Source organism: Nonomuraea monospora (assembly GCF_039531895.1).
Lineage (GTDB): Bacteria > Actinomycetota > Actinomycetes > Streptosporangiales > Streptosporangiaceae > Nonomuraea > Nonomuraea monospora.
In genome coordinates, this window is the sequence record NZ_BAAAQX010000043.1 from 81,183 (window position 1) to 104,105 (window position 22,923).

Annotated in this window: 26 protein-coding genes; 13 read left to right on the forward strand and 13 right to left on the reverse strand. The window is 70.2% G+C overall.

Going from position 1 to position 22,923, the window contains the following annotated elements:
* Positions 1–10 precede the first annotated feature (10 nt).
* Positions 11–871, reverse strand: coding sequence for a LysR family transcriptional regulator (locus ABD331_RS50400; RefSeq protein ID WP_344492813.1), 861 nt, complete (start codon positions 869–871; stop codon positions 11–13).
* 104 nt (positions 872–975) lie between these two features.
* Here ABD331_RS50400 and ABD331_RS50405 point away from each other — a divergent pair, with 104 nt between their 5' ends.
* Genes ABD331_RS50405 through ABD331_RS50415 form a run of 3 tightly spaced genes read left to right on the forward strand, consistent with a single transcriptional unit; the run spans position 976 to position 2,719 of the window.
* Complete coding sequence (locus ABD331_RS50405; RefSeq protein WP_344492816.1) at positions 976–1,521, forward strand: cysteine dioxygenase family protein; 546 nt, start codon at positions 976–978, stop codon at positions 1,519–1,521.
* 54 nt (positions 1,522–1,575) lie between these two features.
* Positions 1,576–2,079: a pyridoxamine 5'-phosphate oxidase family protein gene (locus ABD331_RS50410; RefSeq protein ID WP_344492820.1), complete on the forward strand. Its 504-nt coding sequence runs from the start codon at positions 1,576–1,578 to the stop codon at positions 2,077–2,079.
* A gap of 49 nt (positions 2,080–2,128) precedes the next feature.
* On the forward strand, positions 2,129–2,719 hold the full coding sequence (locus tag ABD331_RS50415; RefSeq protein WP_344492823.1) for an ArsR/SmtB family transcription factor: 591 nt from the start codon (positions 2,129–2,131) through the stop codon (positions 2,717–2,719).
* Between the two features lie 790 nt (positions 2,720–3,509).
* On the opposite strand, the gene ABD331_RS50420 is transcribed toward ABD331_RS50415, so the two are convergent.
* A complete protein-coding gene (locus ABD331_RS50420) occupies positions 3,510–3,908 on the reverse strand; it encodes an ester cyclase (protein WP_344492826.1) in 399 nt (132 codons plus the stop codon).
* A 92-nt stretch (positions 3,909–4,000) separates the two neighbouring features.
* On the opposite strand from ABD331_RS50420, the gene ABD331_RS50425 reads away from it, so the two are divergent.
* Complete coding sequence (locus tag ABD331_RS50425; protein ID WP_344492829.1) at positions 4,001–4,765, forward strand: TetR/AcrR family transcriptional regulator; 765 nt, start codon at positions 4,001–4,003, stop codon at positions 4,763–4,765.
* 48 nt (positions 4,766–4,813) lie between these two features.
* Here ABD331_RS50425 and ABD331_RS50430 read toward each other — a convergent pair whose 3' ends face one another.
* Both ABD331_RS50430 and ABD331_RS50435 read right to left on the reverse strand, forming a co-directional pair.
* The gene (locus ABD331_RS50430; RefSeq protein ID WP_344492833.1) at positions 4,814–5,767 is read right to left on the reverse strand and encodes a CU044_5270 family protein; all 954 of its coding nucleotides are present in this window, start codon (positions 5,765–5,767) and stop codon (positions 4,814–4,816) included.
* A gap of 3 nt (positions 5,768–5,770) precedes the next feature.
* Positions 5,771–6,457, reverse strand: coding sequence for an RNA polymerase sigma factor (locus ABD331_RS50435; RefSeq protein WP_344492837.1), 687 nt, complete (start codon positions 6,455–6,457; stop codon positions 5,771–5,773).
* Between the two features lie 174 nt (positions 6,458–6,631).
* Here ABD331_RS50435 and ABD331_RS50440 point away from each other — a divergent pair, with 174 nt between their 5' ends.
* Positions 6,632–7,483, forward strand: coding sequence for a polyprenol monophosphomannose synthase (locus tag ABD331_RS50440; protein WP_344492840.1), 852 nt, complete (start codon positions 6,632–6,634; stop codon positions 7,481–7,483).
* Here ABD331_RS50440 and ABD331_RS50445 read toward each other — a convergent pair.
* The gene (locus ABD331_RS50445) at positions 7,368–7,862 is read right to left on the reverse strand and encodes a winged helix-turn-helix transcriptional regulator (RefSeq protein WP_344492843.1); all 495 of its coding nucleotides are present in this window, start codon (positions 7,860–7,862) and stop codon (positions 7,368–7,370) included. The two genes, ABD331_RS50440 and ABD331_RS50445, sit on opposite strands and share 116 nt — an antisense overlap.
* 70 nt (positions 7,863–7,932) lie before the next feature.
* On the opposite strand from ABD331_RS50445, the gene ABD331_RS50450 reads away from it, so the two are divergent.
* Complete coding sequence (locus ABD331_RS50450) at positions 7,933–8,526, forward strand: dihydrofolate reductase family protein (RefSeq protein WP_344492845.1); 594 nt, start codon at positions 7,933–7,935, stop codon at positions 8,524–8,526.
* A complete protein-coding gene (locus ABD331_RS50455) occupies positions 8,520–9,335 on the forward strand; it encodes an MBL fold metallo-hydrolase (protein WP_344492847.1) in 816 nt (271 codons plus the stop codon). Before ABD331_RS50450 ends, ABD331_RS50455 begins: the two co-directional genes overlap by 7 nt.
* On the opposite strand, the gene ABD331_RS50460 is transcribed toward ABD331_RS50455, so the two are convergent.
* The 3 genes from ABD331_RS50460 to ABD331_RS50470 form a co-directional block, all read right to left on the reverse strand.
* Positions 9,336–10,562: an MFS transporter gene (locus ABD331_RS50460; RefSeq protein WP_344492849.1), complete on the reverse strand. Its 1,227-nt coding sequence runs from the start codon at positions 10,560–10,562 to the stop codon at positions 9,336–9,338.
* Positions 10,563–10,596: 34 nt separating this feature from the next.
* Positions 10,597–11,688, reverse strand: a complete 1,092-nt coding sequence (locus tag ABD331_RS50465; RefSeq protein WP_344492851.1) for a MerR family transcriptional regulator — start codon at positions 11,686–11,688, stop codon at positions 10,597–10,599.
* A 93-nt stretch (positions 11,689–11,781) separates the two neighbouring features.
* Complete coding sequence (locus ABD331_RS50470; RefSeq protein ID WP_425566250.1) at positions 11,782–12,723, reverse strand: RNA polymerase sigma-70 factor; 942 nt, start codon at positions 12,721–12,723, stop codon at positions 11,782–11,784.
* Positions 12,724–12,900: 177 nt separating this feature from the next.
* On the opposite strand from ABD331_RS50470, the gene ABD331_RS50475 reads away from it, so the two are divergent.
* Positions 12,901–13,386, forward strand: coding sequence for a carboxymuconolactone decarboxylase family protein (locus ABD331_RS50475; protein ID WP_344492853.1), 486 nt, complete (start codon positions 12,901–12,903; stop codon positions 13,384–13,386).
* On the opposite strand, the gene ABD331_RS50480 is transcribed toward ABD331_RS50475, so the two are convergent.
* The 3 genes from ABD331_RS50480 to ABD331_RS61170 are packed head-to-tail and all read right to left on the reverse strand — an operon-like array spanning position 13,350 to position 14,225.
* Positions 13,350–13,829, reverse strand: a complete 480-nt coding sequence (locus tag ABD331_RS50480; RefSeq protein ID WP_344492855.1) for a hypothetical protein — start codon at positions 13,827–13,829, stop codon at positions 13,350–13,352. The two genes, ABD331_RS50475 and ABD331_RS50480, sit on opposite strands and share 37 nt — an antisense overlap.
* A 53-nt stretch (positions 13,830–13,882) precedes the next feature.
* Complete coding sequence (locus ABD331_RS50485; RefSeq protein WP_344492857.1) at positions 13,883–14,077, reverse strand: DUF397 domain-containing protein; 195 nt, start codon at positions 14,075–14,077, stop codon at positions 13,883–13,885.
* A 22-nt stretch (positions 14,078–14,099) separates the two neighbouring features.
* The gene (locus ABD331_RS61170; RefSeq protein ID WP_425566251.1) at positions 14,100–14,225 is read right to left on the reverse strand and encodes a Scr1 family TA system antitoxin-like transcriptional regulator; all 126 of its coding nucleotides are present in this window, start codon (positions 14,223–14,225) and stop codon (positions 14,100–14,102) included.
* 70 nt (positions 14,226–14,295) lie between these two features.
* On the opposite strand from ABD331_RS61170, the gene tgmC reads away from it, so the two are divergent.
* Both tgmC and ABD331_RS50495 read left to right on the forward strand, forming a co-directional pair.
* Positions 14,296–15,519: an ATP-grasp peptide maturase system methyltransferase gene (gene tgmC, locus ABD331_RS50490; RefSeq protein WP_344492859.1), complete on the forward strand. Its 1,224-nt coding sequence runs from the start codon at positions 14,296–14,298 to the stop codon at positions 15,517–15,519.
* Positions 15,520–15,567: 48 nt separating this feature from the next.
* Complete coding sequence (locus ABD331_RS50495) at positions 15,568–16,722, forward strand: AAA family ATPase (protein WP_344492861.1); 1,155 nt, start codon at positions 15,568–15,570, stop codon at positions 16,720–16,722.
* Positions 16,723–16,902: 180 nt separating this feature from the next.
* Here the strand turns inward: ABD331_RS50495 and ABD331_RS50500 are convergent, their stop codons facing one another.
* Positions 16,903–18,258, reverse strand: a complete 1,356-nt coding sequence (locus tag ABD331_RS50500; protein WP_344492863.1) for a dipeptidase — start codon at positions 18,256–18,258, stop codon at positions 16,903–16,905.
* Positions 18,259–18,511: 253 nt separating this feature from the next.
* On the opposite strand from ABD331_RS50500, the gene ABD331_RS50505 reads away from it, so the two are divergent.
* The 3 genes from ABD331_RS50505 to ABD331_RS50515 all read left to right on the forward strand — a co-directional run bounded on the left by ABD331_RS50505 (position 18,512) and on the right by ABD331_RS50515 (position 21,486).
* Positions 18,512–19,894: an aspartate aminotransferase family protein gene (locus ABD331_RS50505; RefSeq protein ID WP_344492865.1), complete on the forward strand. Its 1,383-nt coding sequence runs from the start codon at positions 18,512–18,514 to the stop codon at positions 19,892–19,894.
* Positions 19,895–19,946: 52 nt separating this feature from the next.
* On the forward strand, positions 19,947–21,056 hold the full coding sequence (ald, locus tag ABD331_RS50510; RefSeq protein ID WP_344492867.1) for an alanine dehydrogenase: 1,110 nt from the start codon (positions 19,947–19,949) through the stop codon (positions 21,054–21,056).
* Positions 21,057–21,117: 61 nt separating this feature from the next.
* Entirely contained in the window at positions 21,118–21,486 is a 369-nt protein-coding gene (locus tag ABD331_RS50515) for a VOC family protein (protein WP_344492869.1), read from the forward strand.
* Here the strand turns inward: ABD331_RS50515 and ABD331_RS50520 are convergent, their stop codons facing one another.
* Positions 21,487–22,872, reverse strand: a complete 1,386-nt coding sequence (locus tag ABD331_RS50520; RefSeq protein WP_344492871.1) for a tetratricopeptide repeat protein — start codon at positions 22,870–22,872, stop codon at positions 21,487–21,489.
* Positions 22,873–22,923 lie beyond the last annotated feature (51 nt).

Consider the following 22,923-nt stretch of genomic DNA (forward strand, 5'->3'; position numbering starts at 1 on the left):
AGAACCGGCGTCAAAGGCTTTCCCGCAGAGCGGTCAGCAGCGCCTCGGTGGCCGGGGGATGGGGCGGATCACCGTAAACCGCCGCGTACACATGCCGGGTGGACCCCGGCACCTCCGTCACCTCGACCTCCGGATGCCGGTGCGCGGCCAGCGCCAGCCCCGGCAGCATGGTCAGGCCCAGCCCGGCAGCCACCAGCGCCTGCACGGCCACGATGTCGTCGCTGGTGAACGCGATCCGCGGCTCGAACCCCGCCTTGTCGCAGACGTCCAGCAGATGGCTGCGGCACCGGTCGCACCCGGCGATCCACGCCGACTCCGCGTGGTCGGCCAGCTCCCCGGGTGTCGTGCCGGAGACGAGGTAGCTGGGGTCGTCGAGGAGGTGGAGCAGGTGGAGGCCGCCGTCCTCGGGGGCGGTGTCGTCGTACCGGAACATCACCGCCACGTCCACGCGCCCGGCCCGCAGCAGCCGCAGCGCCTCCGGCGGCTCGGTCTCGGTGAGCTGCAGGCGCAGGCCGGGGTGGGCGGCGGCCATCAGGCCGGCGGCCTTCGGGATGAACGTGCCGAGCGCGGAGGGGAAGGCGGCCAGGCGCACGCGTCCGGAACGCAGCCCCACGTGAGCGGCCAGCTCCTCGGCGGTGGCGTCGAGGCGGCCGATGATGTCGGAGGCCCGCTCGGCGAGCAGCCGGCCCGCCTCCGTGAGCCGGATGCCGCGCCCGGCCCGCTGGATGAGCTTGGCTCCTGTCTCGGCCTCCAGGCGGGCCAGGTGGTGGCTGACGGAGGGCTGCGAGTAGTGCAGCTCCTTGGCCGCGGCGGTGAGCGAGCCCTTGCGGGCGACGGCCACGAGGACGCGCAGGCGTACGACATCCAGCATTCATCAATCGTATCTATAGGTCGCCCAGAAGACTTCTGTTGGACCTATCGTTGCAGATGAAGGACCGTAGGAGGGGAAGGCAGATTGCTGATTCTTCCTAGGGGATGACCATGGATGTGGCCGCCACCACAGTCGCCAGGCCCGGGCTCGAACCGATCGTCTCGGGCGTGTCGCGGATCGTCGGCCGCCGGCTCGACGGCCATGAGACCGCGCTCGCCGTCGCCGCCCTGCTCCGCGAGCACCTCCCCAGCCTCGACATCCTCACGCCGCAGGAGCGGGCGGGCTCGCCCGAACGGTACGTCTCCCACCTCCTCCACGCCGAGGAGCACTTCTCCGTCGTCGGCGTCGTCTGGCGCCCCGGCCAGGACACGGTGATCCACGACCACGTGTCGTGGTGCACGTTCGGCATCCTCAGCGGCATCGAGAACGAGACGCTCTACCGCGACCTGGGCGATCATCTCGTCGAGATCGGGCGGGCGGAGAACCGTCCGGGGGAGGTCAGCGGGTTCGCGCCGCCCGGTGACATCCACAAGGTGCGCAACACCAGCTCGGAGACGGGGGTGTCGCTGCACGTCTACGGGGCGGACGTGAGCAGGCTCGGAAGCAGCGTCCGCCGGGTCTACGACCTGCCGGTCCTCTCGACGCGATGAGTTCCGGGGGCTCCGCCGGTCTGTCCTGGAGACAGCCGATCCGAGGGAGCGACCATGGAACCCACGACGCAGCTTGATGCCCGCTTCAGCGCCCAGAACGCCGCCGCGACCCCCTGGGCCGAGGCCAGGGAGCAGCTCACGAACGCTGAGACGTACTGGCTGAGCACGGTGCGCGCCGACGGCCGCCCGCACGTCACCACGCTGATGGGCGTCTGGCAGGACGACGCCCTGCACTTCTGTACGGGGGCGGAGGAGCAGAAGGCCAGGAACCTGGAGGGCAACCGCAACTGTGTGCTGACCACGGGGGCCAGCGCTCTGCACGAGGGGCTGGACCTGATGGTGGAGGGGGTGGCCGAGCGCGTCACCGACCCGGTGAGGCTCAAGCGGCTGGCTGACGCGTGGGAGGCGAAGTACACCGCGGAGTGGCACTTCGACGTGGGGGACCAGGGGTTCGTCAACGCCCATGGGGGAGAGGCGATGGTGTTCGCGGTGGCTCCGGCCAAGGTGCTGGGGTTCCGCAAGGGCGACTACGCCCAGACCCGGTGGCTCTTCCGCTAGATACGAAAGAAAAGTTGCGCAATTTTTCTTTCGTATCTAGGGTGGAGTCATGTCCTCCCCCGAACAGACCCGCCGCATCACCGACCTCGACACGCTCAAAGCCCTGGGCCACCCCCTGCGCATCAAGCTCTACCGCGCGCTCTACGTCGCGGGCACGGCCACGGCCTCACAACTCGCCGACCAGGTGGGCGAGGCCGTGTCGCTGGTCAGCTACCACCTGCGCAAACTGGCCAAGCACGGCATCATCGAGGAGTTCGAGGGGCCCGGCGGCGACGCCAGGCAGCGATGGTGGCGGCCGGTGGTCACCAGCATGTCCTCCATGGACGAGGACTTCCGCGACGCCCCCGAGCGCAACGCCGTCCACACCGCCGTTTCCCGGGTGTACGCCCGGCAGCGCGTCGAACTGTACGAGAGCTACCTCGACGCCAAGGGGGCGTGGAGCGACGACTGGCGCGACTCCGCCTTCTCCTCCGAGTCGCTGATGCCGCTCAACGTGGCGGAACTGCGCTCCCTGCGTGCGGAGATCGGTGAGTTGGTGCGGGGTTATCAGGTGCGGGCGGAGGCGGCGCGGGACGCGGGGGACACGGAGGGGCGGGAGAACGTCGCCGTCCAGACGTACGGCTTCCCGTTCCGCGCCTGACCCATCAACCATCGGCCATCAGGAATTGAGGGCGTTCGATGTTAGATCCTGACTTGTACCTGTATGTCGAGCGGGAGAGGGGCCGCGAGCTGCGGGCGGAGGCCGATCGTCACCGCCTGGCCCGCCGGTCACGATCTGCGTCCGGTACGTGGGAGCAGCGGGTTGGCTGGCTCCTTGTGGAGACAGGGCTGCGCTTGGTCGCGCGGTATTGACTCAGTGGAACGATCGAGTGTGCTCGACCTGGGCGGTTGGGTGGTGGGTTGGCTGGCTGCGTGGCGGGTTGACTGGCTGGCTCACTGGCAGCTGGGCTAGGCAGGCGAGCGGGCAGGCCGGCAGGTGTGCGGGCAGGCCGGCAGGTGTGCGAGGTTGCGTCCACGGGAGTGGTGTGCGAGGCGGCGGGCGGGCGCGCTGGGCTGGCAAATGGGCAACTGCGCGGGGCAGGCGGGCGGGCACGCAGACAGGCGAGCGGTTAGTCGCTCGGGAGGGTGCCAGGCGCGCAGGCGCGTGAATGGACGGACGGGCGGTCATGCGGGAGGGTGCCGACGTGCGGGCGCGCGCTCAGATGGGCGGGCAGGCGCCAGGGCGGGGACGGGCGCGCAGGTACGCAGTTGGGCGGGCATTCAGGCGGAGGGGCGGGCACGTGGAGTCGCGGCAGGTTGTCACCTGAACCACCAGGTCGTCTGCGATCAACCGGCCCGGCTGGCGTCGCGAAATCAACCGGCCCGGCTGGCGTCGCGAAATCAAGCGAACCGGCTGACGTCCGTGCTCGACCGCGCCGGCTCTCCGCGTGTCACTGCCCGAGCTGATGACGCATGGCCACCGCGTCTCTCACAGCCCAGTGCTCGACGATCCTGCCGTCCTGTACGCGGATCATGTCCAGACCGCGCACCTCGTACCTCCGGCCCGTCGCCGTGTGCGTGCCCCGGCTGAGATACACGTTGGACGACAGCTCACCATCCGCCACGTTCCGCTCCACCTCGACCGACACATCATGGAACCCGGTTTCGCCGGACATCATCCGCTCCCACTTCTCGCGCCACGCCTCCACCCCGTGGTGGTCGCCCTCCGTGCCGCCCCGATGGTCGATCACGTCCGGGTCGATCAAGGCCAGCGCCTCGTCCATCCGCCCGGTCGCGAGCACTTGCGGGTAGAGCTCGACGATTCGCCGATGTACCTCTCCAGCGGTCATGTCTGTGCCTCCTCCAGGTAAGCGGGGAACTCCCCGTTTTCGGACTTCGGCTACTCTAAGTGGGGAGTTCCCCGGTTAGCAAGGAGAGATCGGTGCGAGTGGACGCCCAGCGCAACCGAGACCTGCTCCTGGCGGCGGCTGTGCAGGTCTTCGCGGAGCGCGGCACCGACGCGCCGCTGGACGACGTCGCCCGCCGTGCCGGGGTCGGGAACGCCACCTTGTACAGGCACTTCCCCACCCGCTCCGACCTGCTGATCGCCGTCTACGCCGACGAGGTCACGCAGCTCTGCGCGTCCGCCGAAACGCTGCGCTCGGAGGCCGCCTCGCCACGGGAGGCGCTGCACGAGTGGTTGCGCCTGTTCATGGACCACGTCGCCACCAAGCCCGACCTGGCCTTCGCACCCCCGGCCCGCATGGCTGCAGGGTGGGATGTGGTCAGCGCGGGCGCGGAGCATCAGGGGACGGGGCGTCAGGGTGCCGGGCGGGATGTGCCTAACCCGGCGGATGAGGGGACCGGTCGAAATGTGTCCAGTCCGGCGGGTGAGGAGGCCGGACGGGGTCTGAGCGGCGCGAATGGGGCGCGTGGTGGTGCTGGACGGAAGGCGGCCAGCGGCCACACGGCCCGTGTGGCCACGGGGCGGCATCTCCCCCGCGCGGACACGGACACGGACCAGGTCGCCGGCTGGCACCGCGCCATGCTCACCGCCGCATCATCCCTGCTGGCAGACGCCGTACGCGCCGGCGACGTACGCGCCGACCTGGACGTACGGGACCTGCTCACCCTGGTCAAGGGCATCACCCTGGCCGCGGAGGACCGAACCCAGGCCGAACGCCTGTTGTCGCTGGTGAACTGGTGACCAGGGAACAGACCAGGGAACAGACCAGGGAACAGACCAGGGAACGGATCAGGGAATGTCGCCCGCCTGGTCCACGATCCCCGCCCCAAGGACCGACATCCCCATGGTCCCGTTGTCACTCCCCACTATCTTCACCCCCATGTAGTGGTAGTCCTCCGGATCCAGGATGTAGTACGCCTTGACGCCGTCGCCGGCGTCGAACACCACGCCGATCCCCGGCCGCCCGTCCGCGTCGGTGGCACCCTCCTCGATGGACACCTGCGGAAGCTTGGCCAGCGCCCGATACATCCCCGCGACGGTGTCCGGCGGGATCATCGCCCCGAACTTCATGTACCACCCGATCGCCCCGAACACCTTGACGTCCTCCGCTATCTCCGGCGGGCAGGTAAGCGGGCAGACCGACAGGGGAGTCAGCTCGCGGTCGAGCCCACGGAAGTGCGCCAGCAACGCGTCCGGGTCCGACGGCAGCGCCTCCACCTCCTGCTGCGTACGCCCGACGTGAGTCGGGCCCTTCTCCTTGCCGAACTTGAGCTCGCCGTCCTCCGTCCTGAGGGCATGCCGCTTCCCGTCCATCCTGGCCCAGGACTCGAAGGTCGGCAGGTCGGCGCCGTCGAAGTGCTGCGATTCCTTGACGTAGAACCATTGGTCGGGCCGGATCTGCAGAGCGGCGCTGCGATCGGCGACCAGCGCCGCCTGCTCCAGCATCGCCACCGTGCCACCCGCCTGTCCCGTACCGCTCGAGTGCGCCGTACCGCTGGGCTGTGCCGCCACGCTGGGCTGAGGCACTGTGGGCGCCTGCTGGGGACGCAGGACGGCCACGGCCGCGACGGCGAGCAGGCACGCGCCCGCCACGCTGACCCCCAGCCGGAGCCGCGGAAGCGGCCGGGCGGGACGGACGCCTCCGGCCGTTCGTTCGGTCAGCTTCCGCTCCGCCTCCGCCACGCTCATCCCCTCGGGGACCTCGCTGCGCATCTCCCTGAGGAGTTCGATCTCGTTCACCATCAGTCATCCTTCGTCCGCGACGGTTGGATCGATGCCGGCGAGCACCCGGCGCAATCTGCTCCGAGCCCGGTTCACGCGCGACCGCACGGTGCCGACGGGCACGCCGAGGGCCACCGCGGCCTCCTCGTACGTCAGCTCCGTCCACGTCACCAGCAGCAACGTGTCCCGGTGCTTGCGCGACAGCCCGGCCAGCGCCTTCGCCAGCCGCCTGCGCGCCCCGTCCGCCACCACCCGCTGCTCCACCTCGTCCGTGAACGGCTCGATCACCGCGTCGACGCCCGTCCGGCTCAGCGCCTTGTACAGGCCGATCTCGCGGCGGCGATGCCGGCCGATGAGGTTCGTGGTGATGCCGTACAGCCAGGCGCGCTCGTCGCCGCGCCGCCCGTCGTAGGAGTCCAGCCGTTGCAGGGCCACGGCGAACGTCTCGGCCACGATGTCGTCGGCCGGTTCCAGGCCCAGGCGGCGCACTACGTACCGCTTGAGCTCGGGGGCGTGGTCGATGAACAGCCTGGCGAACCGTTCGGGATCCGTGGCGGGCGGCGGGTCTTCCGCCGGATGGGTGAGCCGCGGGTCTTCCACGCGGCGGCTGTTCGTCAGGCTGCCTGGCCAGGGTGGTCCGCTTCTCGCGGAGCCCTCGCTCACCCCCGCGCCGGGCCGGGGCGAGGCGTTCGCCCGGCTCTCGTGTCGCATGTCTTGCCTCTCGGGTGCTCGCTGTCATGACATGGGTAATTGCCGCGGGCGGGGACGGCGGTTCCATGATTCTTCGATCAGGTGCCCGCGAGCCCGGCCGTGGAGAGCGGGAGGCGGGTGATCTTGCGGGCCCGTAGGGTGTTGGGGCCATCGTGCCCGTACAAGGAGAGCGTCTTGAACGAAGGAGCCTGGTCGCTGCCGTCCCCCTGGCGGGAGGCGCGCGTCGCGGTCGTGGTGCCGACGTACGACGAGGCAGGCAACCTCGGCGAGCTGACGGACCGCGTCCTCGCCCTGGACCTGCCCAACCTCCGCCTGATCATCGCCGACGACGACTCGCCCGACGGCACCGGCGCGCTCGCCGACGACCTCGCCAAGCGCGCCAACGAGGAGCGTCCCGACCGCATGGTGGTGCTGCACCGCAAGGTCAAGGAGGGCATCGGGCGCGCCCACCTCGCCGGGATGCAGGAGGCGCTCGGGCGCGGCGACGAATACGTGGTGCAGATGGACGGTGACCTGAGCCACCGCCCCGAGTACATCCCGCACCTGCTCGGCACGATCCTCGCCACCCAGGCCGGGGTGGTGATCGGCAGTCGGTACGTGGCGGGCGGCTCCCTGTCCACGCAGTGGGGCCGGCACCGGCGGCTGCTGAGCCGGTTCGCCGGCCTCTACGTGAACACGATCCTGCACCTGTCCGTGCGCGACCCGACGGGAGGCTTCAAGATCTGGCATCGGGACGTGCTCGAAGCCATCGACCTGAACGCCATCCGCAGCGACGGTTACAGCTTCCAGGTGGAGATGAACTACCGGTGCAAGCGGCTGGGGCGGGCGATCGTCGAGATGCCGATCCACTTCGAGGAGCGCAACGCCGGGTCCAGCAAGATCAGCTTCGCGGTGCAGCTGGAGTCGATGCTCACTCCGTTCGCCCTGAGATTCGGCAGGCAGCGGCCTCAAGACGCTCGAACGGGCCAGGACCGTCGTGCGGCTTCGGCGGGGCGCCGAGGTGGCGGACGCGCAGCTCGTCCATGAGTTCCTCGATGAACGCCGGCCCCTCATCGCGCATGACCTGCTGCCGGCTCCGCAGCTCGGCGCTGCCCGGCCGCCAGTCGAGCCCCCAGTCGCCGAGGGCGTAAAGGATGGGAAGAGTCCGGATGCCGGCTTCGGTGAGGCTGTAGCGGGCGCGCTGCCCCCGCAGGGCGGTGCCGCGGGTGAGGAGGCCCGCCTCGACGAGCCGCACGAGGCGGTCGGCGAGGATGTTCGAGGCGATGCCCTCCACCGACCCGGTCAGCAGCGCCCGGAAGTAGCGGCGGTCGCCGAAGATGACGTCGCGCAGCACGAGCAACGACCAGCGATCCCCGAGCACCTCGACGGCGGCGTTGATCGGACATCCGGACCGTGGTTCCACCATTCCTCCTTGACAGGGGTTTCGTCCTACCGATAGTAGTTGCAGAATACAATCACTCTGGGAGGAGGAGCTTATGGGCCGCTTCGTCTACTCGATGCAGGTTTCCCTCGACCTGCGGATCGAGCAAGTTCCTGGAGACAACGGCGCCGGCGAGTGGCTGCGCCTCGGCGAGGAGCTGCACCGCGTGGCCAACGCGCTGACGCGGTCGCTCGCCCTCATGGTCCACGGCCGGGTCTACTACGAGGTCATGGAGTGCTGGCCACGGGCGTGCGACGACGCGTCGCTGCCGGACTTCCTGCGCGAATACGGCGAGATCTGGACCGCCAAGCCCAAGGTGCTCGTCTCCCGCACCCGCCGCAGCGCCGATCACAACACCCGGATCATCGGCGGGGACGACGCCATCGAGCAACTCGCCGCCCTGCGGGCCGCGACCGACGGCAGCATCAGCGTGGGCGGCGCGTCGCTCGCCACCCAACTGCTCCGGGCGGGCCTGCTCGACGAGCTGCTGCTCTTCACCCATCCCTCGATCCTCGGCTTCGGCAGGCCGCTGTTCGACGACTATGACATGCCGATCGATCTCGAACTGATCGAGCAGCGATCGTTCGAGCACGGCGTCACGATGCATCACTACGCCATTCAGGACGCGAAGGAGGCGGGCTCGTGCTGAGGCAGGTCGCGCAGGGTGTGCTGGTCCACGAGAGCGAGTTCGTGCAGAGCAACGCCGTCGTGGTGGAGGGCCGGGCCGGTGTGCTGCTCATCGACCCCGGGGTGACGGGCTCCGAGCTCGACTGCCTCGCGGACGACCTCAGCGGGTCGGGCCGGCCCGTGGTGGCGGGGTTCTCCACGCATCCCGACTGGGATCATCTGCTCTGGCACGCCCGGCTCGGCGCACCGCCCCGCTACGGCACCGCGCGCTGCGCGGCCTCCGTCCGGGATCAGCTCGCGGAGGCGGGCGCCAAGGAGCGCATCGCCGACCACCTGCTGGAGACGGAGATCGCCGGGCAGGTGCCGATGGACCTGCTCGGCCTCGTCACCGCCCTGCCCGCCGAGGCGACGCGGGTCCCCTGGGACGGCCCGCAGGCCCGGATCATCGAGCACCAGGCGCACGCCACGGGTCACGCGGCGCTGTTCATCGAGGAACGCGGGGTTCTCGTGGCCGGCGACATGCTGTCCGACGTCCTGGTTCCGATGCTCGACTTCGACGGCGCCGCCGACCCGATCGACGAGTACCTGCGCGCGCTGGGGCTGCTGGAGGCCGTGGCGGGTGACGTCGAGGTCGTCGTCCCCGGTCATGGGTCGGTCGGCGGGGCGGGCGAGGCGCAGGCCCGGATCGAGCTGGATCGGGCGTACGTGCTCGCCCTGCGTGAGGGGCGTGATCCCGAGGACCCGCGGATCGGCCCGTCGGCCAAGCCCGGCTGGGAGTGGGTGAGCGACGTGCACGACGGGCAACTGCACCGCCTCGCCCAGCGTTCCTGATCACCTGGTGTCCGCGCCGAGCCGCCGCAGCTCCGGGAACGCCCACGTGACGACCGCCACGGTCACCACGGTGAGCAGCCCGCCGGCGCAGATCACCACCCGATGGCCGAGGACCGAGGTGGCGGCCCCGTGCAACACGTTCGCGAGGTGCGGCCCGCCGAACAGCACGACGGTGAGCGACCCCTGGATCCGGCCGCGCAGGGCGTCGGGGGTGTGCGCCTGGGTGATGGCGTTCCGGAAGGTGCTCAGCACGAAGTTGACCGCCCCACCGGCGACGAGCGCCGCCAGCGCCGCCCAGAGGTGCCCGGCCAGCCCGAGCAGCACCACCGTCAGCCCCCACGCCGTGGCGGCTCCCGCCATGACGGCGCCGTGGCGGCGTGCGCGGGTGAACGTCCCCGACATCAGCCCGGCCACCACCACCCCCGCCGGGTAGGCGGCGTAGAGCAACCCCAGCTCGGGGCCGCCGCCCGCAGGCCCGCCGAAGGTGTGCATGGCCAGCTCGGGGAACAGCGCCACCGGCATGCCGAACACCATCGCCGCCAGGTCCACCAGCAGCACCGCCATCAGCAGCCGGCTGCCCGCCAGATGCCGCACCCCGGCCGTCCGCTCGCGAGGGCCTGGCCGGGGCGGCAGCGGCGGCAGCTTGACGACCGCCCAGACGACCGCCAGCAGGGCGACGGCGTCACAGAGATACAGCGTGCTCAGCCCGGCCACCGGGATCAGGACGCCGGCCAGCACCGGCCCGACGATCGAGCCGGCGTAACGGGTGAGGGAGCTGAGACTGTTCGCCGCGGGCAACAGCTCGGCCGGGACCAACCGGGGCACCGCCGCGCCCATCGTCGTCATGATCGCGCCCAGCGACAGGCTCTGGCAGGCGACCAGCGCCATCAGGAGCGGCACCGAGCCCGCGCTCAGCACCGCCTGCAGCCACAGCGCCGCGTACGTCGCCGTCAGACCGCAGTGCGCCGCCAGCAGCACCGACCGCCGGTCCCGCACGTCCGCCAGCGCGCCTACCCACAGCGACGCCACCACCAGCGCCGCGAACGACACCGCGCTCGCCGCGCCCACCACCGCCGAGGAGCCGCTCACCGTGTAGAGCTGCGCGGGGACGGCCACGACGCCGAAAGAACCGCCGATCGCGCCTGCCGCTGAGGCCGTCCAGAGTCTTCTGAAGGCGGGGACGGCCAGGGGGCGGCGGTCGATCGTGTAAGCACCGAGCGACGCCATCACCGGCCGTCCCCGGCCGTCGGCGTCTGCCGCCTCACTGCTCGCCTCCAGCGACCGGCGTCTCCAGGCTCACCACGTCGGCCACCACGCAGGCGATGTTGTCCGGCGCTCCCGCCGCGTACGCCCGCGCGACCAGCTCGTCGAGCACCTCCTGAGGAGCCCCCTCCCCGGTCAGCACCTCGCGCAACGACGAAGCGGGCACCACGGCGGACAGCCCGTCCGAACACAGCAGGTACCGGTCACCGGCCGCGGCGTCGTGCAGCGCCAGTTGCGGACGCACGCCGCCCGTCCCCATCAGCGCCCGCGCCAGCAGCGCACGCCGCGGATGCGAGGCCGCCTCCTCCGCCGTCAGCCGCCCCTCGTCCACCAGCGCCTGCACATACGTGTGGTCGTGCGTGATCTGGAACAACTCGCCGTCCCGCACCAGGTACGCCCGCGTGTCGCCGATGTGCACCAGCGCCAGCCGCGAGCCCGACCACAGCAGCGCCGTCAGCGTGGTGACGGCCTCGCCCGACGGCGCGGAAGCGGCGATCTCCCGCAGCGCCCGATCGGCGTCCCCGACCGCCTCGGCCAGGGCGCCGAGCAGGTCCCCGGCCGGGACGGTCATCGTCTCCAGCGGCTTGAGCGCCTCGACGGCGGCGGCGCTGGCGAGGTCGCCGCTCGACCCGCGCACCCCGTCGGCCACGGCCAGCAGGCGCGGGCCCGCGTAGGCGGTGTCCTCGTTGCTCGTCCGCCCCAGCCCGGAATCCGACCGGGCGGCGTAGCGGATCCCGAGCAGCTCTTCCACGGTGCTCCCTCTCCCCGACAGGTAGTCGACGAGGAAGGTGGCCAGCTCGCCACGGGCGGCGGTCTCCGCCAAAACCTGCTCCCAGTACGCGGCGATCTCGCCGGCCGCGGCGTCCGACGGAAGGTCGCACACCTTCCTGATCCGCGCCAGCGGCATGCCCAGCCTCCGTAACCAGGCGATCAGCCGGGCCCGCTCCAGTTGCGCCGGATCGTAGAACCGGTATCCGGACTCGCCGTCCACGGCGGCCGGGCGCAACAGCCCGAGCTCGTCATAGAGCCGCAGCGCTTTGGGCGACAATCGCGCCGCCCGGGCGAACGACCCGATCGTCAGCAGCCGCACCACCACTCCTCCTCGTCCCGGCCACCGCGACCGGTATCGATGATGGTGCGGCTTCACCCAGGGGGAAGGTCAACACGCGGCCACAGCCGGGGCTCAGCGGCTGACCGTGATCTCCCGCCGCACCCGCGACAACTTCTCCGGATTCCGCACGAAGTACAGCCCGCTCACCAGCCCGTCGTCCACCCGCACCGCCACCACGTTGTCGATCTCCCCATCGATCCGGACGATCAGCGCGGGACAGCCGTTGATCTGCGCCGGCGTGGCCGTCACCCGGCCGCTGAGCTTGGGCAGGCCGACGTCCAGCAGATGAGCCACCTTCCTGGCCCCCACGACGGGATGCGGCACGGCCTGCACGACCCCGCCGCCATCCGTCAGCAGGACGACGTCCGGCGCGAGCACGCCGAGCAGGTCCCGCAGATCGCCCGTCTCGATGGCCCGCTTGAACGCCGCCAGCGCGTCACGGGACTCCGCCGGGGAGGCGACGCTGCGCGGCCGGCGCTCCGCCACGTGCGCCCGCGCCCGGCGGGCGATCTGCCGTACCGTGACCGCGCTCTTGCCGACGGCCTCCGCGATCTCCTCGTAGTCCAGCCCGAACACCTCGCGCAGCACGAACACCGCCCGCTCGGTCGGCTTGAGCGTCTCCAGCACCAGCATCATCGCCATCGACACGCTCTCGGCCAGCTCGACGTCCTCGGCCACGTCGGGCGCGGTCAGCAGCGGCTCCGGCAGCCACGGCCCGACGTAGGACTCCTTGCGGCGGCCGAGCACCCGCAGCCGTCCCAGAGCCTGCCGGGTGGTGATCTGCACCAGGTACGCCCGCTGGTCCCGCACCTCGCCGAGCTCGACGCCCACCCACCTCAGCCAGGTCTCCTGAAGGACGTCCTCGGCGTCGGCGGCCGAGCCGAGCATCTCGTAGGCGACGGTGAACAGCAGGCTGCGATGCGCGACGAACGCCTCGGTCGCGGCGTCCATACGGCTCCCGCCACCGGCCGGCTCACCCGCGCCCACGCGACCGCCGGCCCGCTCCTCACTCATGGCTGACTCCTGCCCGCGTCGCTTAGGTCGTCCCACACACGAGATGCCGCTCCCCACCGCCCTGTGACACCCGCCGTCGGTGGCATACATCACAAACCCGCACTGTCACGAGAACCCGGTCACCGGCATCTCCATGTCATCAGGCACACGACACCACCAGTGAGTGAGGGAGACCCCATGGACCTCCGGTTCAACATGTTCGCCAACGAACTCGGCGCCAAGTTCAGCAAGCGGCTGTACGGCGTCAGCACGGTGATCGAGCAGTCGTCGCTGCCCAAGGAGACGCAGTACCTGGTGATGACCCGCGCCAGCCAGATCAACGGCTGCGCCTTCTGCGTCGACTACCACACCAAGGACGCCGCGGCCGACGGCATGAGCGCGGTCCGGCTCAACCTGGTCGCGGTGTGGCGCGAGAGCACCGTCTTCACCGAGGCGGAGCGGGCTGCGCTGGCGCTCGCCGAGGAGGGCACCCGGCTCGCCGACGCGCACCTTGGGGTGTCGGATGAGACTTGGGAGCAGGTGCGGAAGCATTACGACGATGATCAGCTCGCCGCGCTGGTCGCGTTGGTCGCCATGATCAACGCTGCTAATCGGCTCAATGTGATTCTGCGGAATCAGGGCGGGGCTTACGAGCCTGGCATGTTCAGCGGGTTGTCGAGCTGAGCCGACCGGCGCCATCCCGGCCCAGGGTCATCCCGATCCGGGGCCGGGCAGCCTGGCCAACGGTTGTCCTTCGCCAGCTCGCTGACGTCTTCCTGGGTGAAGAGTGTGACGTAGACGCGCTCAGCGAAGTGGTGTTCGACGGCAAGCGTGTTCACCTGCCTGCGCAGCGCGTGAGTGAACTCGGCCGACCAGCCGTTCTCGTCCGGCGCGTCCGCGATGATGACGGCCTTGAGCGCCGCCTCGCCGTCGGAGGCCAGGTACGGCTCGACCGCAGCCTGCCGAATGGTCGGGGCGTCTGGAATGCGAATGCCCATGATGGCCTCGGCCAGGTTATTCATCAAGGCCTCGTCCTGCCGATCCATGTTGTGACAATCCTCCAGGGGCAGTGTGGCATCCGAAATGCGCTCGAATACCACCAGCGCTCGACCCGTCTCGGCCGACACGTCAAGGCGCTGTAGACGAACGTTGGTTGGGCTCCGGTGGGAGCTCACCGCGCTCAGAGCGAATCGAACTCGCCGTCGATGAGTCCTCTGCGGAAGGCGTCCCACTCCGAGCGGGTGAAGTACAGCCTTGGGCCATCAGGGTTCTTGGAGTCCCGCACGGCGATCATTGATCCGACGCTGGCCAACTCGACGCAGTCGCCATTCCCGCCGCTGTACGAGCTCTTGATCCACTCATTCGGCTCGGTCATCACAGTTCCTTTTGTCCAGGTTTCACGGAAGTTGTTCCGAAGCCTCTATCAGCATAGACCGGGAGTCGTTGGGGCTCATGGCCGCAGCTCGCAGGTAGTCGAACACACCCTCATAGGCTCGGACCTCGTGTGCCTCCTCCAGGTACACGGCAGACTACGACGCGGACGAATATGTCCCCGGACCGTGCAAGAGGGTCTGGCTGGAGGCGACGTGCGGCGTGCCGATCGCCTCCCTGCTGGAAGGGGCCACAAGCAGCGTGAAGAGGTTCGAGGACGGGCCGGGAGCGTGGGCTCTGGCCGAGAGGCTCGCAGACGAGCTGGTCAAGAGCGGGGACATCAGCGATCCGGCCTGGCGGGAGGCGTTCGCGAGTGTTCCCCGCCACGTGCTCGTCCCACACTTCGCCTACCTCGTGGACACGCCGCAGGGCAGCCGCTACGACCTGGTCAGCAGTCTCGACCCCGATCAGCATGCCGAATGGCTGAACGGTGTCTACGCCAACGAGACTCTGCTGACCCAGGTGGAGGGACGCCCGGTGGAGGAGATCTTCGCCGGAGGCAGCGGGTTCGGCCGGCATTCCAGTTCTTCGACCCAGCCGGGCCTGATGGCGTGGATGCTGGAGACCGCAGATCTCCGGGAGGGGCAGCGCGTTCTGGAGATCGGGACCGGGACCGGCTACAACGCGGCTCTGCTCAGCAGACGGCTGGGCGCCGGACAAGTGACGAGCATCGACATCGACGCACAGCTGACTGGCCGCGCTCGCGAACGGCTGGCGACCATCGGGCTACATCCGACCATCGTGACCGCTGATGGCCGGGCAGGCTACGCGCCGAACGCCCTCTATGACCGTGTCCTCGCCACGTGCGGGCTCGGCTACGTTCCCCCTGCCTGGATCGAGCAGACCCGATCGGGAGGTCTGATCCTGACCAACGTCACCGGCGGGCTCGGAGGAGCCATGTTGCTGGCGCGGGTGGGGGAAGGGAACATCGCGCAAGGGCGGTTCATGGAACGGTGGGCGGGCTTCATGCCTTCGCGTCACACGACGGCTCATGAAGAATCCTTCGCTGATACGTCAACCGTGACGAGGACCCGAATCGATCCTGACCTGCTGGGTGATGCGGCGTTCGCGTTCCTGGCACAGCTGTACCTTCCGCAGGCGCGACGGTATTGGACGACGGATTTAGACGGCCAGGATGCCAGCGGCGTCAAGACGCCCGATGGTTCGTGGGCCAGGGTCGCGGAGCAGCCCGACGCCGATGGAAGCCGCCGAGTGGAGATGGGCGGGCGGCGGAGGTTGTGGGATCGCGTGGAGGAGGCTCACGCCGTCTGGGAGAACGAAGGGCGGCCCGGCTGGGTGCACTTCGCCTTTGAGGCGAGTCCGGATGGTCAGACGGTGTCCCTTGGTGATCGGCGCTGGCAGATCCCGATGGAAGAGATCGCTTAGGACGGGAGGGAAGGCACTCTTGCCGCGTAGACGCTGGAAGGTGTGGCTGTGCTGATCCGCTTCGAGGTGGCGAACTTCCGCTCCATGCTTGATCCGGTCGAGTTGTCGATGATGGCCATCGATCGGAGCCGGGCCGGGGCGCGCCCACTGCCCGGCTTGTGCAAGAGCCTGCTCCCGGTTGCGGCGATCTTCGGTCCGAACGCCTCCGGCAAGTCCAACGTCATCGCCGCCATCGCCTGGCTCCGCGAGGCCGTACGCGAGTCGCTGCGCCTGTGGGACGACGAGATTCCCGTCGAGCCGTTCGCATTCGCCGAGGGCCGGAAGCGCCTGTCTGAGTTCACCGTCGAGTACGCCGTCTCTGGTGTGCGGTACGCCTATGCCGTGGCACTCGATCGCCAGGCGGTGCACTACGAAGCCCTGTTCCACTACTCGGGGAAGAACCGCCGACGGATCTTCGAGCGGGACGCCCAGCATCTCAAGCTCCAGCGCGGCCTCGGCAACTTGTCCGGTACGCGGCGACTCCTGACGCCTCGCACGCTGGCGCTGTCGATCGCACGAAGATTCGACGAGCCCATGGTGTCCCGCTTCGCGGATCACCTGCTCGCGGGCCGGACTCTCGGCTTGCCGATCAGCGGCCCGCCGGCAGGAGGAACCATGTCGTGGCTCGATCCGGAGCGACCCGACATGCCGTCCCAAGCGGATCGGGCCCAGGCCTTGGAGCTGCTTCGCTTCGTGGATCCGGGCATCGATGACGTGCTGATCGAGGGGCCGCGAACGCGGCGCAGAACACGTCTCGTGCATCGGACGGCTGAGGAGAAGGCAGCGCTTGACTTCGCTCAGGAGTCAGAGGGGATGCGTGCGTGGTTCGATCTCATCGGCCCAGTGCTGGGGGCGCTCAAGGCCGGTTCGCTGCTGCTGTTCGACGGCTCTAGTGAAGGCTTGCATCCGACGCTGTCCATGCGGTTGCTCGCGCTGTTCCGCGATCCGGTCACGAATCCGGAGGGTGCGCAGATGGTCTTCACGTCGCATGACGCCGGCCTGCTCGATCACCTGAGCAAGGACGAAGTGTGGCTGGCTGAGAAGGCGGATGGTGCGACCCGGCTTGGGGCGGCTGGCGGGGATGAAGTGGCCTGTTCGGTGATCGGGCAACTGTGCGCGAGAGCGCCGAAAGGCGCCGGGGTTGCGCCGCAGGCGCCTGGTTGAAGCGCCTGAGCGCGACTGCGCGAAGCCCTTGTTTCGGGGTGGGCTCCCAACGGCCAGCCCGGTAAAGGGGATTGGGGCGGGCGAGAGGCGCCGGAGGCGCCTGAATAGAAGCGCCTGAGCTGAGTGCGCGAAGCGCCCCCGGCGAAGCCCTTTTCGCGGGACCCACCCCGTAACCCCTGCTTACACCCCAAGCGCAGAGGGAAGGCTGAGCTCGTTCAGGAACAGGGCCTCGGTCGTGGCGACCCGCCGCAGCTCCTCCAGGTCCACCCGCTCGTTGGGCGCGTGAATGGCAGCCTCCTCGTCCTCAGCCCCGAACAGCAGGATCTCAGCCGCAGGGAACTGCCGCAGCAGCGTGTTGACCAGCGGGATCGATCCTCCGGCCCCCACGTCGCGCGGCGGCCGGCCGAAGCCGCGTTCCATGGCCCGGTTGAGGGCGGCGCGGGCCTTGCCGCCCGAGTCGGCCTGGTAGCCGGAGCCGACGGTGAAGTCGCCGAACGACACCTGCACGCCCCAGGGGGCGACCTGGCGCAGGAACTCGACGACCGCGTTCACGGTGGTCTTGGGGTCGCCGGCCGGGGGGACGCGGACGGTGACGCGGGCGCGTACGGCGGGCTGGACGGCGTTGACGGCGCCGGACACGGTGGGGACGTCCAGGCCGGTGACGGTGATGGCGTAGGAGGACCAGAGCCGGTCGGCGAGTGAGCCGGAGCCGACGAGGGACACCCCGTCGAGCACCCCGGAGGTGCGCCTGAACTCCTCCTCCGACGGCCCCTGCCCGAGGAACGATCCGCGGGGCAGGCCGGGGACGCGGATGTCGCCGTTGTCGTCGTGCAGCGAGGTGAGCATGCGCATGAGGGCGGCGAGCGCGTCGGGGGCGGCGCCGCCGAAGGAGCCGCTGTGGACGGGCTCGCGCAGGGTGCGGACCTCGACGGTGAAGGCGGCCATGCCGCGCAGCGAGGTGGTGACGGCCGGGTCGCCGACGCGCGGGTTGCCGGTGTCGGCGACGACGATGGCGTCGGCGCGCAGCAGGTCGGGGTTGCGTTCGACGAAGGCTTCCAGGCGGTCGCCCGCGTATTCTTCCTGGCCTTCGATGATGACCTTGATGCCCACGGGGAACTGGCCCTGGAAGCTGCGCAGGGCGGTGATGTGGGAGATGATGCCGGACTTGTCGTCGGCGGTGCCGCGTCCGTACAGGCGTCCGTCGATGAGGGTCGGCTCGAACGGCGGGGTGCGCCAGGCGGCCGGGTCCCCCGCCGGCTGCACGTCGTAGTGCGCGTACAGGAGCACTGTGGGCATGCCGGGAGGCGCCGGGGCCTCGCCGAAGACGGCGGGGAAGCTGCCGTCGACGGGCACCTGCTGCACGCGCGGCAGGCCGGTGGAGCGCAGCAGCTCCTCCGTCATGGCGGCCGCGGCGAACACGGGCTCTTCCGGGTGCCCGGGGAAGGCCACGGACGGGATGGCGGCGAGCCGCTTGAGCTCCTCGACGGCCTGTGGCATCGCGGAGCGGACAGCGCTCTCGATCTGATCTGGAGTCACGGAGGGTCCCCCGGGGTCGTTCTTCACCTATTCACAGCGATTCGTCCATTGGATCACAACCGGCCCTGTGCTGCGGAAACGAGGTGCTGGGACGGCCTTGACCCGCGGGCTAATCTACCTGCGGATTTCGTTGTTGTTACATAGCGGTTCTGCGGATACCGATTTTCTTGCATAGTGCTGCGACCGATTCGCTTGGCAAACCCGCAGGTGAACCGTCACACTGTGGCTAGTTCAGACACGAGGGAAGATAACCATGACGCAGCCGGAACACGACGTCCTACAGGCCGCGCAGGACAACCTGTGGTTGCACTTCACCAGGCACAGCGCATACCAGCAGTCCGAGATCCCGACCATCGTGCGCGGTGAGGGGTCCTACGTCTACGACATCCACGGCAAGCGCTACCTCGACGGTCTGGCCGGGCTGTTCGTGGTCCAGGTGGGCCACGGGCGGCAGGAGCTGGCGGAGGCCGCCGCCAAGCAGGCCCAGGAGCTGGCGTTCTTCCCGCTGTGGTCCTACGCCCACCCGAAGGCGGCCGAGCTGGCGCAGCGCCTGGCCGCCTACACTCCCGGCGAGCTGAACCGCGTCTTCTTCACCACGGGCGGCGGTGAGGCGGTCGAGACCGCCTGGAAGCTGGCCAAGCAGTACTACAAGCTCATCGGCAAGCCGCTCAAGCACAAGGTCATCAGCCGCCAGATCGCCTACCACGGCACCCCGCAGGGCGCGCTGTCGATCACCGGCATCCCGGCGTTCAAGCAGATGTTCGAGCCGCTGGTGCCCGGCTCGGTGCGGGTGCCGAACACCAACCACTACCGCGCGGACGAGATCACCGGCGTCAAGGGCATGACGCCCGAGGAGTACGGCTTCTGGGCCGCCGAGCGCGTCGCCCGCGCCATCGAGATGGAGGGCCCCGACACGGTGGCCGCCGTCTTCGCCGAGCCCGTCCAGAACGCGGGCGGCTGCTTCCCGCCGCCCCCCGGCTACTTCCAGCGCCTGCGCGAGATCTGCGACGAGTACGACGTCCTGCTCGTCTCGGACGAGGTCATCTGCGCCTTCGGCCGGCTGGGCACCATGTTCGGCGGCCAGAAGTTCGACTACGTGCCCGACATCATCACCTGCGCCAAGGGCATGACCAGCGGTTACTCCCCGATCGGGGCGATGATCGCGCACGAGCGGCTGTTCGAGCCGTTCAAGAACGGCGACACCATGTTCGCCCACGGGTACACCTTCGGCGGCCACCCGGTCTCCGCCGCCGTGGCGCTGGCCAACCTCGACATCTTCGAGCGCGAGGACCTGCTGGGCCACGTGACGGCGAACGAGCCGCGCTTCAAGCAGACCCTGGACGACCTGCGCGACCTGCCCATCGTCGGCGACGTGCGCGGCGCCGGCTACTTCTGGGGCATCGAGCTGGTCAAGGACAAGGCCACCAAGGAGACGTTCACCGCCGACGAGTCGGAGCGGCTGCTGCGCGGGTACCTGTCGAAGGCGCTGTTCGACGCGGGCCTCTACTGCCGCGCCGACGACCGCGGCGACCCCGTCATCCAGCTCGCCCCACCGCTGATCGCCGGGCAGAAGGAGTTCGACGAGATCGGAGCGATCCTCCGCGGCGTGCTCGCCGAAGCCTGGGCTCAGCTCTGACACCCCTCAATCCGGTACGACGGAGTGCCGGTTCCCGAAAGGATCCACCGCCATGAAGATCGGCGTTCCAGCCGAGGTCAAAAACCACGAATACCGCGTCGCCGCCACCCCGGCGGGCGTGCACGAGCTGGTGCGCAACGGGCACGACGTCACCGTACAGCGGGGCGCCGGCCTGGGCTCGCAGATCACGGACGAGGAGTACCTCGCGGCCGGCGCGAAGATCCTCGACAGCGCCGACGCCGTCTGGGCAGGCGCCGACCTGGTGCTCAAGGTCAAGGAGCCGATCGCCGAGGAGTACCACCGGCTGCGCGAGGGGCTGGTGCTGTTCACGTACCTGCACCTGGCCGCCTCCCGGCCGTGCACCGACGCGCTGCTCGGCGCGCGCACGACGGGCATCGCGTACGAGACGGTGCAGGTGGGCAACGCGCTGCCGCTGCTCGCTCCCATGTCCGAGGTGGCCGGACGGCTGGCGCCGCAGGTGGGCGCCTACAACCTGATGCGCTTCAACGGCGGGCGCGGCGTCCTGCCCGGCGGCGTGCCCGGCGTGGCCCCGGCGAAGGTGGTCGTGATCGGCGGCGGCGTGTCCGGACTGAACGCGGCGCAGATCGCCGTCGGCATGGGCGCCGACGTCACCGTGCTCGACACCAACATCGACCGGCTGCGCTTCATCGACGCCGTCTACCAGGGCCGACTCAAGACGCTGGTCTCCACCTCGTACGCGATCGAGCAGGAGGTCCTCCAGGCCGACCTGGTCATCGGCGCGGTGCTGATCCCCGGCGCCAAGGCCCCGACGCTGGTCTCCAACGCCCTCGTCGCGCGCATGAAGCCGGGCTCGGTGCTCGTGGACATCGCCATCGACCAGGGCGGCTGCTTCGAGGACTCGCGCCCGACCACGCACGCCGAGCCGACGTACAAGGTGCACGAGTCGGTCTTCTACTGCGTGGCGAACATGCCGGGCTCCGTGGCCAACACCTCCACCTACGCCCTGACGAACGCGACGCTCCCGTACGCGGTGAAGCTCGCCAACCTGGGCTGGCGGGACGCGGTCAAGTCGGACGCCGGCCTGGCGGGCGGGCTGAACACGCACGACGGCAAGCTGACGAACGAGCCGGTCGCCGAGGCGCTCGGCCTGCCGTACACGCCGGTCGCCGAGGTGGTGTGATGGAGTGAGGGGTACGGCACGGCCGTGCCCCTCACCGCCTGAGGCCACCTGAGGAGGAGCGATGACGCTCGGCATCAGTCAGGTCACCGTCTACGTCGAGGACCAGCAGCGCGCGGTCGACTTCTGGAGCGGGAAGATGGGCTTCGAGGTCGTGCGCGACATGCCGTACGGCGAGCACCGCTGGATCGAGGTCGAGCCGCCCGCGGGCGGCGCCCGGCTGGTCATCCACCACGCCGACCCGAGCTGGCCTGCGCTGGTCAAGGACCTGCCGAACTACGTGATGTTCCACACCGACGACATCGTCAAGACGCACCAGGAGCTGGTGGCGCGCGGCGTCGAGTTCACCCAGCCGCCGAACCAGCAGCCGTGGGGCTGGTCGGCCGTCTTCAGGGACGACGACGGGCACCTGTTCCACCTGGGGCAGCGTTAGTCAGCGGATCCCGAGCCGCCACCGCAGGTCGCGGGCCGTCACCAGCACGTGCTGCAGCTCCCCGGGGCTGGGCCACGGCGCGCTGCCCGGCCGCACCAGCGCCCCCCGCACCGACGCCAGGTGCTCCACCGCGCTGGAGTGCGCCCCGCTGCGCTCCACCAGCCACGCCAGCACCTCGGAATGGTCGTGCAGCGGCCTGGTGACCAGGTCCCACGTGGACAGCACCTCGGCCAGGTCGGCCGCCTCCAGCTCGGCCCCGCCCCTGCGCCGGGTGGCCGCCGCGGCCAGCTCGGCGCGGGCGGTCAGCTCGGGCTCGGCGGGCCTGGCCCAGGACGGCGGGGGCGGGTCGGCCAGCCATTCCTGCGCCTCCCCGTGCTGCCCGGCCACCGACAGCAGCCCGCCCAGCTCGACGGCGGCCCGGTGGTGCCCGGCCCGCGCCGCCTGCCTGAACCAGTGCTGCCCGCCCGCCAGGTCGCCGAACTCGGCGATGAGCAGCAGCCCGTAGTTGAAGGCCGACTCGGCGTCCCCGCCGGCCGCCGCCCGGCCGAACCAGTGGCTGGCCGCGGCCGTGTCGTCCAGCTCCACGCAGACGAACCCGGCCATCCGCTGGTCGTGGGCGCGCCCGGCGCTCGCGGCCTGCTCGAACCAGGCCCGCGCGGCCCGCAGATCGCCCCTGGACAGCGCCACGCCGCCGAGCCGCGACGCGGCTCCCGGATGCTCGCTCCTGGCCGACAGCCGGTAGTAGGCCTCGGCGCCCTCGGGGTCGCGGCTGGCGTGCAGGTAGAGGCCCAGGCAGTAGGCGGCGTCGGCGTGGCCGCCCCTGGCGGCGCACTCCCACCAGTGGACGGCTTCGGCGTCCTCGCCCGCGCAGTACGCCAGGAACCCCAGATCGCAGGCGGAGGCCGCGTCGCCGCCCTCGGCCGCCCTGCGGTGCCATTCGCGGGCGGGCCCCAGCTCGCCCGCGTCCTCGCACATCAGCGCGAGCCTGCGGGCGGCCGTCCTGGAGCCGGCGTGGGCGGCGCCCTCGAACCAGACCCTGGCCGCGCCGATGTCGCCGCGCTGCTCCAGCAGGAGCAGGCCCAGGTTCGTGGCGGCCTCGGCGTCGCCGGTGCTGGCGGCGGCCTCGTACCAGGTGACGGCGTCCTCCAGGCTGCCGTGTTTCTCGTGCCAGATGCCCAGGTTGTAGGCGCTGTCGACGTTACCGCCCGCGGCGGCGCGCTCCCACCAGTGGCGGGCCGCCGCGCGGTCGCCGTGCTGGGCGAAGAGCTTGCCGAGCCGGTGCGCGGCCTGGGCGTCGCCCGCCTGCGCGGCGGCCATCAGCTCGGGCTCGTCTCCCACGCGCGGCGCCGGTACGGACGGCCACCCCACCTCTCCTTGCCAGGACATGGCGACAGACTGGCACGTGATCGCCCGATCGCGAACCGTAATCGCCGAAGC